The sequence below is a fragment of the Paenibacillus pasadenensis genome (genome assembly GCF_002864175.1).
GTDB classification, from domain to species: Bacteria; Bacillota; Bacilli; order Paenibacillales; family Paenibacillaceae; genus Paenibacillus_O; species Paenibacillus_O pasadenensis.
Window position 1 is genome coordinate 12,658 of sequence record NZ_NFEZ01000002.1, and the last position, 12,072, is coordinate 24,729.

The following is a 12,072-nucleotide window of genomic DNA, read 5'->3' on the forward strand; positions in this document are numbered from 1 at the left end:
GGAATCCAGGGCTTCGGCTCGGCCAGGGAGTCGAGAGTGCCTTGAAATGCGGGAATCCGGGGCTTCCGCCCGACCAGGGAGCCGAGAGTGCCTTCAATCGCGGGAATCCGGGGCTTCCGCCCGACCAGGGAGCCGGGAGTGCCTTCAATCGCGGGAATCCGGCGCTTCGGCTCGGCCAGGGAGCCGGGAGTGCCTTTAATCGCGGGAATCCGGGGATGCGGCTCGGCCAGGGAGCCGAGAGTTCCTTCAATCGCGGGAATCCAGGGCTTCGGCTCGGACAGGGAGTCGAGAGTGCCTTGAAGCGCGGGAATGTGGGGGTGCGGCTCGGCCAGGGAGTCGAGAGTGCCTTGAAGCGCGGGGATCCAGGGGTGCGGCTCGACCAGGGAGCCGAGAGTTCCTTGAATCGCAGGAATCCGGGGCTTCGGCTCGGCCAGGGAGCCGAGAGTGCCTTCAATCGCGGGAATCCGGGGCTTCGGCTCGGCCAGGGAGTCGAGAGTGCCTTGGCTTGCTTCCACGGAAGGCGGCTGCACCGGCAAACCGTTATAAAAAAGCGTCCCGCCCTGCGCAGATGCAGGTCGGGACGCTTTATCCAATGTTCTAACCCCCAGGCCGCGGCGCTCAGCCTAGCCAGATGCCTTCCAGCAGCAGCGCGCCGCCGCTCGCCTTCACGACGAGCCGGCGCAGGCCCGGCTCCGGCTGCGGCAGCGCGCCGAGCTCGGCCTCGCTCCACTCGCCGCTGGCGTCCAGCCGTCCGATCGGACGGCCGTCCAGCTCGAGCTCCGCCGCCGCTCCGGCCGCAGCAGCCTTGAGGCGCAGCTTGACGCCGAAGCCAGCCGCCTCGCCGCTCGCTTGGATGCTGCCGTCCAGGTCCATCGCCGCCGCCGCGCGGCCGACACCGCCTGCGGAATCGGCCGCTGCTGCCGCCTCATCGCTCGCTTGGGCGCCGCCGTCAGGAGTCGCCGCCGAACCGGCCGCCGCGGCATTCGCCCGGGCCGCGCCCGCAGCAGCCGCCTCGGCACGCGCAACATCCGCTGCCGCAGGCGGCACGAGGAACTCGTACGCCGTCCAGGCTCCTGCCGGCAGCTCGACGCACAGTCCGTCGCCGGCATTCCACGGATGCCAGCCAGGCTCCGACGGCGGCAGATGCGGCGCTCCGTCCAGCTTGCGGATCGCGAGGCCGTCGCCGCGGCGATAGCCGCTTTCCCAGTCGATGCGCTCCGCTCCGCCGAGGCCGAAGCTCTCGCCCTCGCCCTTGTAGCCGTAATGGATCGCCGGAATGCGCACCGGCAGCCGGCGCAGCAGCGCGTTCACGACCTCGGGACGGTAGTCGACCGCCGCCAGCGGGAGGCCGTCCAGATAGTCGCCGAGGATGCGGCCCGCCTCCTCCGGCTCCGGCTTGGCGCCGCCCTCCAGCCACGCGCCGAGCTTCTCCCAGCCGTCCGGCTTGCGGACCGAGCAGGGGGAGTTGAGCGTGTCCATCTTTTTCCACGTCCAGAAGTTCCAGCCGATGCGGTGGTCCTCGAACAGCCGGAATCCGCCTGCGTACCAGTCCAGGTCGTTCTCCCCGCCCTCGCCCATGAAGATCGGCACGTTCCACTCGTCGCGGAAGTCGAGGTACTTCTGGATGCTCTCGGTGTCGGGGTTGTTCCAATACTTATGGAACTGATAAAGCACGTTGCCGTCGAGCTTCTCCGTGAAGACGCTGAAGTCCGTCGACCAATGCACGCCCTCGACGACGATGAGATGGCGGTCGTCGACCTCGCGGATCGCCGCGATCATGTCGCGGTACAGCGGCTCGACGCGGTCATTGTACTGCCCGTGGAATTCCGGCAGCGGCTCGTTGAGCAAGTCGTAGCCGGCGACGATCCACTCGTCGCGGTAGCGCTTCGCCAAATAGCGCCACAGGTCGATCGACGCCTGGCGGTGCTCCGCCGAGGTGAACAGCTCCGGCTGGTCGTTTTCGCAGTCGTCGATGTTGGCTCCGGTCTGCCCGCCCGGCGCGCCGTGCATGTCGAGGATGACGTAGACGCCCCACTTGCGGCACCAGCCGACGACGTCATCGAGCAGCCCCACCTGGAAGGCGTTGTAGCCGTCCTCGTTCAGCGGGCCCTCGAGCAGCTTGCGCGAGTTGAACGGCACGCGCACCGAGTTGAAGCTCTCGAGCGCCAGCTGGCGGATGTCCTCCTCGGCCGTGTAGCGTTCAAAATAGGTGCGCCAAAACGCCTCCGCCCCGCTCTCGCCGAGCAGGCCGGACACCATCGCCTCGATGCGGCGCGGCCGGTCGCCCTGCTGCGGCATCTTCCACATGTAGCCCTCCGGCAGCAGCCAGCTGCCGAGGCCGACTCCGCGCAGGATGAGCTCCTCGCCTCGTCCGTTCACGAGCCGCTTGCCGTCGGCCTTGACCCAGCCGTCGACCTCCGATTGCCGGCATCTATTCTCGGTCGCCATTCGTTTCCGCCTCCGCCTCTCTGATTGTAATCGTTTACGGTCCGTTGCGAGCTTTCGCCGTCTCCGCCGCCGCCGCTCCGCGGACGGGATGCCGTCCGCGGAGCTGATGGCCTTGCGCGCTGCCGAGGCAGCCGCGCTGGGGCAGCCGTGCCGAGGCAGCCGTACCGCTACGCCCCGTGCCGCTACCGCCCCGGGCCGATGCCCTGGCGCATGCTGCGGAACTCCAGCGGCGTGATGCCCTCAGCCTCCTTGAACACGCGCGTGAAGTGCTTGACGTTGTCGAAGCCGGACTGCGCGCTGATCTCGTATACCTTAAGGTCGGAGCTGGACAGCAGATCCTTGGCCCGGTTCAGCCGCAGCTTGCGCAGGTACGACGAGAAGCTCTCGCCGGTATGCTCCTTGAACGCCTGGCTGAAGTACGTATAGTTGAGCGAGATGTGGTTGCTCACGACCGCCATGTTGACGTCCTCGGCATAATGCTCCTGCAAGTACTCGACCGCCTTCTGCATGTCCTTGCGGTCCGCATGGGCTCCGCGCACCCGCCCGACGAACTCGTCGAGCCGCTCCAGCAGCTGCTCGACATGGCGGTAGTAATCCTCGAAACGCTCGAAGTTCTCGATATGCCCGGCGCTCTTGTACAGCCGCAGGATGTCGACCGACTCCTCCCCGTAGCTGCGGAACACGCCGTCGAACACCTCCTCGTTCAGCCGCCGGCTGATGCCCTCGAGGTAGCCGATCTCGCAGCGGCCGATGACCCGGATGTCGAGGATGCCTTGCAGCAGCTTTTTCATCTCCGGCAGCCGCCCCGTGCCGAGCAGGTTGGACAGCCGCCGGATCGGCTCCTCCGGCAGCGGACAGCCCGCGCTCAGGCTGCGCACGCTGTCGTAGGAGAGCAGCGCGACGCCAGGATGCAGCAGGAAATACTTCTGCGCCTGCTGCGCCTGGCTGTACGCGCGACGCAGCTGCCCCGGGCCGGTAGCCCGGGAGCTGAGCGCCAGCCGGCAGCGCAGCAGCGCATGGCCGTCCAGCCTCGCTCCGAGGCGCCTCAGCAGCTCCTCGTCTTCCGCCGCCAGCACCAGGTCGCCGCCGCGCAGCTGCCGCATCGCCCAGGCCTCGCTGCCCGTCTCCTCCAGCAGCGGCTGCACGAGCCCTTGCAGCTGCGAGCCCTCGCCGCCGCCGGCCGCCCGCAGGACGCCGACGGAGTAGTCGCCGGCGAGCCAGCCGAGGCCGGCCGCCGCCAGCGCGGCGGCCTCAGGCGCCGCCTCGCCGGTCAGCATGCCTTGCAGCAGCTCGCCCGCCCGCGACTCGCGATCCGCCGGCGCAGCCGCGCCGGCCGCAGCGCCATGCCTGCGGTCCAGCTCGCCCTCCAGCCGCTCCAGCACCTCGAACAGCTCCTCGCGCTTGATCGGCTTGAGCAGGTATTCCTTGGCCTGGTAGCGGATCGCCGCGCGGGCATACGGGAAATCGTCATGTCCGCTCAGGATGATGACGAGCGGCGCCGGTCCGGCGAGCGGACGGGCGGCCGGACTTGCCGGCAGCTTGCCCTGCGCCGCCGGGTCCGGCGAGCCTGCCGCGCCTCGCTCGGAGCCGCCGGCCGCCTCTCGCTCAGAGGCATCGGCTACGGCTCTGTCTCCTCGTCCGCTTTCGCCCTGTGCGCCGGCTGCGGCTCTGTCCGCCCCTCCGCTTTCGCCCTGTGCGCCGGCTGCGGCTCTGTCCGCCCCGCCGCCGGTTCCGCGGCCAAGCGCATGCAGCCGCTCCAGCAGCCCGAGGCCGTCCAGCACCGGCATGCGGATGTCGGTGATCATCAGATCGGCCGGACTCGCGGCGAGCTGCTCCAGCGCCTCGCGGCCGTTCTCCGCGAAGCGGAACGCGTACCGCTCGGGGAACTGACGCTCGATCATCGCCTTCAGGCCGAGCCGGATATTCTTTTCGTCGTCTACGATCAGCAGGTTGCGCATCAGCGCGGTTCACCTCCGGTCAGGATGAGATGGGGCAGCGTCATGACGACCTTCGTAAAGCTTCCCTCCACGCTCTCGACGCGCAAGCCGTACTCCTGGCCGTAGCTCATGACGAGCCGGTGGTCGACGTTGCGCAGCCCGATGCCGCTGCCTTCGCCGCGCCGGGCCGCCGACGTGCGCGCGCGCCGCTCCTGGTAGTCGGCCTCCTCTATGCGCAGCATGCCGTTCAGGAGCCGCAGCTGCTCGCCCGGTATGCCGCAGCCGTTGTCGGTCACCTCGATGACGCAGTCGTCGAGCCGGATGAACGCCGACACCGTGATCGTCAGCTTGCCCGAGTCCGAGTCCAGGTCGTCCATCCCGTGCTTGACGGCGTTCTCGACAATTGGCTGCAGCGACATTTTGAGCACCTCCTGCTCGAGGCATTCCGGCGCGATGTCGAGCCGCAGCTCCAGCTTGCCGTCGTAGCGGATGTTCATGATCGCGATGTAGTTCTGGATATGCTGGACCTCGTCCTTCAGCCGCACATGCGCGCGCGTCCACTGCAGGCTGTAGCGCATCATGCCGCCGAGCGAGGTGAGCGCGTCGGAGATCGTATACTGGCCCTCGATCTCGGCGAGCATCTTGAGGTTTTCGAGCGTGTTGTACAGGAAATGAGAGTCGATCTGGTTTTTGAGCGAGCGCAGCTCCGCCTCCTTGCCCGCCGCCTGCCGGTTCACCTGATCGACGATCAGCTCGTTGATCTTGCGCAGCAGCTGGCGGTAGTGATGGGCCAGCTCGCCGACCTCGTCGCTGCCCGCTACGGGCACGTCGACGTGGAAGTCGCCTCCGCGCACCTTTTTCATCGAGTCGCGCAGCACCCGCAGCCGCTTGAGGATGATCGACTGCATGAAGTACGAGAGCAGGATGAGCACGGCGATGAGCACGACGATCAGGATGACGAGATTGCCGCGAGTACGCTCGATGTCCGCGAGCGTGTCGGTGCGGCTGACGAGATTGACCAGATGCGCGTCCAGTCCGGGGATGAAGGCCTGGATCGCCAGGAACGACTGCCCGCCGGCCGTAAAATAAGACGTATGGTTGCCCGGGGTTTCCGTCAGGGCGATATGCCGCAGCAGCTCCTTGGCCGGCGTCTGCTGGAAGATCGGAGCGGCCATGTCGGCATGGACCTGGCCGCGGCGGTCCACGACGACCATGCGCGAGGAAGGATCCTGCACGCTGCTGAACGTCTTGGTGAAGAAATTGCGCAGCTCCATGCTGATTTCCAGCAAGCCGTTATGCGTCATGTCGTCCGGATACTTGAACTCCCGCAGCAGCGACACCGACATCACCTCGCTGCCGGACGTCGTGCTCGTGTTGTTCAGCAGCTCGCGGTTGTTCTGGATCTCCCACCACACCAGGCCTTTCCGATCCAGCACCGTATCGTACCAGGGCTTGTCGCGGATGCGCGCCTCGCTCAGCACGATCGGCCAGAATTCATGCACCCCGGGGTTGCTCGCGAACAGACGGATGCCCGAGATGCGCGGATTGTTGAACAGGAAGCTCTGAAACATCTGGAACGTGCGCGTCTTGAAGTCGAGCAGCCACTCCGTATCAAGATCCTCCTTGGTCTGGAGGTAGTCGTTCATCTCCCGATTGGACAAAGCCAGCTGGCCGGTCCATTCCATCAGCTCGATGTTGTTCTGGATGTTCGTCCGCTCGATGTCGAGGATGCTCTCGTTTTTTTTGACCAGCTCGCGCATCGAGTAGTCGGAGACGCCGTGCAGCGTGTACCAGGAGAACAGCAGCATCGGGACGATGATGACGAGCACGAAGGAGGAAATCAGCTTCGCCTGCAGCGGCAGGCTTCCGACGAATTCCCTTAAGGTACCGATCCAGCTTCCCGTTCTCGCCACGTCGTCTTCACTTCCCGCTCCAGGATGGTACAAGCCTGGCCGTCCGCCCCGATCGGGAAGCGGACGGCCAGGCTTGAATGGCTGCTGCGCGGGCCAATTCCCGGCTGCAAGCTTATTTGTTCAAGGATTCCAGCTTTTTCAGGTTCGATTCGTACGCGGCTTGACGGTAGGCGTCGATCGCTTCCTGCTCGCTGCGGTCCTTCAGGTACTTGTTGAAGATCTCGTCGAATTCGGCATCCGACTTGGCGAGGATCATCTTCGGCAGCGCCTTGCCCCAAGCGCGGGCGTTTTTGCTGCCGGCTACGCCTTCCTTGCTCGTCGCGGCCGGATCGAGGTTGTCGAACTCGGCCATGCTGATCGACTTGCCCTTCGTCCAGTCTTCCATCTGCTTGGCAGGCTCGACGCTAGGCGGCGCCCATTGCAGGTTCATGTTCGTATCCATGAGCATCCAGTACGTATAGGATGCGCCGTATTTCTGGTCGAACGCCGTGCGGTCCTTGTTGAGCAGGTCGAGCACTTCCGGCAGGAACTGGTCTTTGCCGTCGATTGTATCATACGTCACGCCTTTTTCACCAAGGAACATATCCTTGTTGCCCTCTTCGCTCATGAGGTAGCTGAGGAACGCGATCGCGCGCTTTTTGTCCTTGACGTTTTTGGAGATCAGCGTCACCGTCCAGCCGGAGATGCCAGGTCCGGACAGCGTCGGCTGGTCGCCGGCGGCGTTTTTCGGTCCGTCGACGGCGATGTACACCATGTTCGGATCCTTTTGGTACAGCTGCGTGTTCTGGGCGGCGAAGTCGGAGCGCTGGTACAGCATCGCGAAGTAGCGGCCTTGGGCGATCTTCTCTTCCATCTGCGGACGCTTGTCGATGAAGATGTCCTTCGCGAGCAGGCCGTCCTGATTCGCCTGGCGGAACACCTTCAGCCACTTGAGGTATTCCGGATCCTGGCGGCGGTCGTACAGCTTGCCGTCCTTCACTTGCGGGATGGCCAGGAAGTTCTGCAGGTAGCCCTCGAGCGAGTAGTTGCCCGTCTCCGTGAACTCATGCAGGCCGAGCGGGATGAGCGGCTGTCCGTTGACGTCCGGGAACTTCTCCTTCGCCATCTTCAACGCGTTCAGGAAGCCTTCCGGCGTGCTCATGTCCGGCTTGCCGAGCGCCTCGTACATGTCCTTGCGGACGGCGAACGTCTGGTTGGACGTGAAGTTCTCACCGTATTTCTCATAGTCGGCCGGGGAGGACGACGCGTTCGGGTAGCCGTAGACGTTGCCGTCTTCCTTCGTGTACCAGCCGAGCTTGGCCGGATCGGCGACCTTGAAGAAGTACGGATCGTACTCTTCGGCGAGCTTGTTGAGCGGCAGCACCAGCTTGCCCTCGATCATCTTGCGCACGCCTTCCTCGTACCAGCCGAGCGTGATGAAGTCCGGCAGCGAGCCAGAGGCCATCAGCGTGTTCAGCTTCTCGTTCTCGTTGCCAGCCGGCACGATGAAGTTCAGCGAGACGCCGGTCTTCTTCGTGATGTAGTCGGCCGTCGCGTCGCCGCCCCACTTCTTGTTGAACCAGCTGAAGTTCAAGTACCAGTCGAACGTGATCGGGGAGGTATCCTGCTTCCAGGCCGGCTCGTCGCTGGCCGCCGGAGCCGGCGATGCCGAAGCGTCCGTGCCTGCGGTCGGCGCGGGAGACGCCGTGCCGCCGCTGTTCGAGTTGCCGTTGCCGTTCGACGAACAGGCCGCGACGGAGAAGGTCATGGCGAGCGCCAACAGCGTCGTCGCCACCTTGCGCGTAGTTTTCATGTACAATTGCCCCTTTTCTATAAAGAGATAGAAGTGCGATTTATATGATCAATCCCGCGGATTGCGGGAAGGATAACCGAGACGGATCGGCGTCAGCCCTTGAGGGAGCCGACCATGAAGCCCTTGACGAAGTATTTTTGCAGGAACGGATAGACGCATACGATCGGCGCCGTCGTGACGACCATCGTGGCCAGCTTGAGCGACTGGCTGGTCACGGTCTGGGTGACGCCGCTCGGCATCGCCCCCAGCATCTGGTTCGAGCTGGACTGGGCCACGACCCGGTAGAGGAACGTCTGGATCGGCTGCAGGTCCGTGTTGTTGATATAGATCATGCCCGTAAAATAATCGTTCCATTGATAGACGCCGTGGAACAGCGCGATCGTCGCCACGACCGGCATCGACACCGGGATGATGACGCGGGTGAAGATCGTCAGGTCGTTGGCCCCGTCGATCCTCGCCGCCTCCTCCAGCCCCGCCGGAATCTCGCGGAAGAAGCTCAGGAAGATGATGAGGTCGAAGAAGCTGAACGCGGCCGGGATGATGTATACCAGGAAGTTGTCCAGCAGGCCGAGATCGCGGATGAGCAGGTAGTACGGGATCAGGCCGCCGCCGAAGAACATCGTGATCGTGCCGATGATCATGTACAGGTTGCGCCCGATCAGCTCCCTGCGGCTGACCGCGTAGGCGACCATCGCCGTGAACAGGACGTGCACGGGCACGCCGACCAGCGTCTTGGCGACCGTCACTCCCATCGCGGTCATGATGCCCTCGCTGCGGAACACGGCCCGGAAGTTCTCCAGGCTGAATTCGCGCGGGATCCAGTAGATGCCGCCGCGCATCGCGTCGGCGCCGTCGTTGAAGGCGTTGACGAGCACGTACCAGATCGGGTACAGCGTCAGGAAGCAGATGATGAGCATGAGCAGCCCGTTGAGGATGCCGAAGGCCACTTCGCCGGGGGTTTGCCTTTTCAAGGAAAACATCGTGGTCACGGACCTCCTTTAGAACAGCGAGTTGTTGTTGAGCTTCTTGGTGACGAAGTTGGCCATCAGCAGCAGGAACAGCGCGATGACGGACTTGATCAGGTTGACGGCCGTCGAGTAGGAGAAGCGGTTGTCGATCAGGCCGGTCTGGTAGACGTAGTAGTCGATGACGGTGCTCGCCTCGGCGTTGAGCTGGTTGCGGAGCACGAGGATCTGGTCGAAGTTGGAGTTCAGGACGTTGCCGACGGCCAGGATGAACAGGATCGTGATCGTGCCCATGATGGACGGCAGCGTAATGTTGCGCATTTTCTGCAGGCGTCCCGCGCCGTCAATCGTCGCCGCCTCGTACAGCTCCGGCGAGACGCTGCTGATGGCCGCGAGATAGATGATCGCCGACCAGCCGAGCTCCTTCCAGATGTCCGATACGATGATGATGGACCAGAAGTACTTCGGCTCCGCCAGGTAGGTGATCGGAGCGTCGATCACGTTCAGGGAGAGCAGGATCTTGTTGATGATGCCGACATCCGACAGCCAGGTGGCGAGGATGCCGCCGAGGATGACCCAGCTCAGGAAGTGGGGCAGGTAGGTGATCGTCTGCGTCCATCTCTTGAACATGACGGAGCGGACCTCGTTCAGCAGCAGCGCGAAGAGGATCGGCAGCGGGAAGCCGATGATCAGCTTGATGAGGCTGATGCCGAGCGTATTCTTGATGACGGTCAGGAGCATGTCGTCGCTGAGGAATTCCCGGAAGTTATCGAGGCCGACCCAAGGGGCCATCGACATCGGGAAGATGATGTCATATTCCTTGAACGCGATGATGATGCCGTACATCGGGATGTAGTTGAACACGACCATCCATGCGACGCCGAGCAGCGCCATCACCTGCAGATATCGCTGACTGTAAATTCTCCTCAGCCATTTTTTCCATCGTTCGCTGCCCGCCTTCGGGCTGGCCGCCTCAATGCCGGCCTGTGCGCCTGGTTCCATGGTGCTTGCACCTCCGCTTTCCTTGCCTTGCCATGTATCGCCGCGGCCGCAAGCGCCGCTAGCTGATTTCCGTATCGTCATTGTAAGCGCTTGAGATGTCGAAAAATAGGCTCCTCATTCTAGGTAGGGTTACTATTTTTCAGGTGGCGAAGACGCGGAGGCCGCGCCTGCGGCGCATCGCCCATTGACAACCTCAGCGTCATGACCGAAAGCCGTCGACGCAGCAAGGGGTCCAGTAAAGGGACAGTCTTGCCCTAACGATACTCAGCGTCGCTATCGGCCCTTTTTTCGGCGGTTTTTCTGGCTAACGATACTGAGCCGTCTTATTGGCCCCGCGCTGGCCTTGCAAGCGCCTCAACGGAAGAAATAACGCTTCTGAGTTTTGGTAGAGTTTTGAGAACAAGCTTTGGGTGCCGAATAGCGTCGCTCCGTTTCGTTGCTTCTGCCTGCTTTCGAGGCTCGGCCTCCATAGAGCCGCCGCTCCCGGGCGAATAGGAAAAAAGCCGCCAGGACGCCCGGCGGCTCGTGCAAGCGGCGCTCAATAATGGCCGCTGTTGAGGTATTTCTCGGTGAGCGAGGCGAGGACGCCGATGCCCACTTCGTTGTGGCCGCCCTCGGGAATGATGAGATCGGCGTATTTTTTGGACGGCTCGATGAACGCCTCATGCATCGGCTTGACCGTCTGCATGTACTGGTCGTGGATCGAGTGGATCGAGCGGCCGCGCTCCTCGATGTCGCGCAGCACGCGGCGCAGGATGCGCACGTCCGGATCGGTGTCGACGAACACCTTGATGTCGAGCAGACCGCGCAGCCCTTCGTCCGACAGGACATGCAGCCCTTCGATCATGACGATGCTGCTCGGCAGGAGCGTCACCGTCTCGTCCGACTTGCGTGCGTGCATCGTAAAGTCGTAGACCGGCGCTTCGGCCGCCACTCCCCGCTTCAGCTGCTGGAGATGCTGGACGAGCAGCTCGTTTTCGAACGCGAAGGGATGATCGTAGTTGATCTTCTCCTTCTCGGCGAACGTCAGCTCCGGCCGATCCCGATAATAATTGTCCTGCGAGATGAACGTCACGTTGCCGGTCCCCATCCGCTCGATGACCGACCGGGCCACCGTCGTCTTGCCCGACCCCGTGCCGCCTGCGATACCAATGATAAGCATGTAGCTGCGCTACCTCCCCGAATTTGTTGCAATTCCCGTAGTGTAGCACATCGGGGAGGGATTTTCATCTGTCGATTCCGTGTCCAACGGCGATTGGATCCGATTGCGCCAGCCTAATAAATCGTTGCCGTTCCTGCCCTCAGCCGGGAGCGGCCAGGAGCTCGGCCATCGGCGGCAGCCTACAGGCTTTTGCTCCACTCCGCCACTCGCCGCGCGCTTTCCTCCTCGGACAGGTCCTCGACGCGAGTCATGATCGACCATCGGATCCCGAACGGATCGAGGATGCTGCAGTAGCGGTCGCCGGATACGAAGTCCGCCGCCGGCTCTCGGACAGTCGCTCCGTGCCGGACAGCCAGCTCGAGAGCTCGGTCGACGTCGGGGACGTAGACGCCGAGCGAGTAGCAGGCGTCGCCTCCGCCGGGCGGCGGAACGAGATGATAGTCCGGATTGGCCGCTCCCAGCTGCAGGTACCCGTTGCCGAAGTCGATGTCCGCGTGCACGATGAACGAATTGCCGTCGGTGCCGACATCCGTCACGCTTTTCGTCTTGGCTCCGAAGACAGCTTCGTAGAAGCGAATGGCTTCGGCCGGATCGCTGACGACGATGAACGGCGTCAGGGCGGAGTAGCCGTGCGGTCTCCCGTTCGTCGTATGCTCGCCTGTAGCGCCGCTGGTGCTCACATTATGGTCCATCCTAATTCCACCTCTCGTTATGATCGACGCCGGATGGCCGGAACCCCGTTGCGGCACCGCAGCGCGGCCCATCGCGATCTCGGCTGGACGTCTGATAGTCTCGATTATAGAGAAAGGAACGTGCAGGATATTGTAAAAAAGCGACAACGGTCGGACAGCGG

8 protein-coding genes are annotated in these 12,072 nt (G+C 63.6%); all 8 read right to left on the bottom strand.

The annotated features are described in order from the left end of the window. Positions 1-618 precede the first annotated feature (618 nt). The 8 genes from B8V81_RS03240 to B8V81_RS03275 all read right to left on the bottom strand — a co-directional run bounded on the left by B8V81_RS03240 (position 619) and on the right by B8V81_RS03275 (position 11,911). On the bottom strand, positions 619-2,448 hold the full coding sequence (locus tag B8V81_RS03240) for a glycoside hydrolase family 5 protein (RefSeq protein ID WP_101807710.1): 1,830 nt from the start codon (positions 2,446-2,448) through the stop codon (positions 619-621). Between the two features lie 182 nt (positions 2,449-2,630). Continuing rightward, a complete protein-coding gene (locus B8V81_RS03245; RefSeq protein WP_052333155.1) occupies positions 2,631-4,406 on the bottom strand; it encodes a helix-turn-helix domain-containing protein in 1,776 nt (591 codons plus the stop codon). Further along, complete coding sequence (locus B8V81_RS03250; protein WP_052333154.1) at positions 4,406-6,298, bottom strand: sensor histidine kinase; 1,893 nt, start codon at positions 6,296-6,298, stop codon at positions 4,406-4,408. The genes B8V81_RS03245 and B8V81_RS03250 overlap by 1 nt, the downstream gene beginning before the upstream one ends. 112 nt (positions 6,299-6,410) lie before the next feature. Continuing rightward, positions 6,411-8,090, bottom strand: a complete 1,680-nt coding sequence (locus tag B8V81_RS03255) for a type 2 periplasmic-binding domain-containing protein (protein WP_028598649.1) — start codon at positions 8,088-8,090, stop codon at positions 6,411-6,413. 92 nt (positions 8,091-8,182) lie between these two features. Further along, on the bottom strand, positions 8,183-9,070 hold the full coding sequence (locus B8V81_RS03260; RefSeq protein ID WP_028598648.1) for a carbohydrate ABC transporter permease: 888 nt from the start codon (positions 9,068-9,070) through the stop codon (positions 8,183-8,185). 18 nt (positions 9,071-9,088) lie between these two features. After that, positions 9,089-10,057 carry an ABC transporter permease gene (locus B8V81_RS03265; protein WP_028598647.1) on the bottom strand — a complete coding sequence of 323 codons (969 nt, stop codon included), beginning with the start codon at positions 10,055-10,057 and terminating at the stop codon, positions 9,089-9,091. Between the two features lie 538 nt (positions 10,058-10,595). After that, on the bottom strand, positions 10,596-11,219 hold the full coding sequence (gene udk, locus B8V81_RS03270; RefSeq protein ID WP_028598646.1) for a uridine kinase: 624 nt from the start codon (positions 11,217-11,219) through the stop codon (positions 10,596-10,598). A 179-nt stretch (positions 11,220-11,398) separates the two neighbouring features. Then, the gene (locus tag B8V81_RS03275; protein WP_028598645.1) at positions 11,399-11,911 is read right to left on the bottom strand and encodes a VOC family protein; all 513 of its coding nucleotides are present in this window, start codon (positions 11,909-11,911) and stop codon (positions 11,399-11,401) included. Positions 11,912-12,072: the final 161 nt, after the last annotated feature.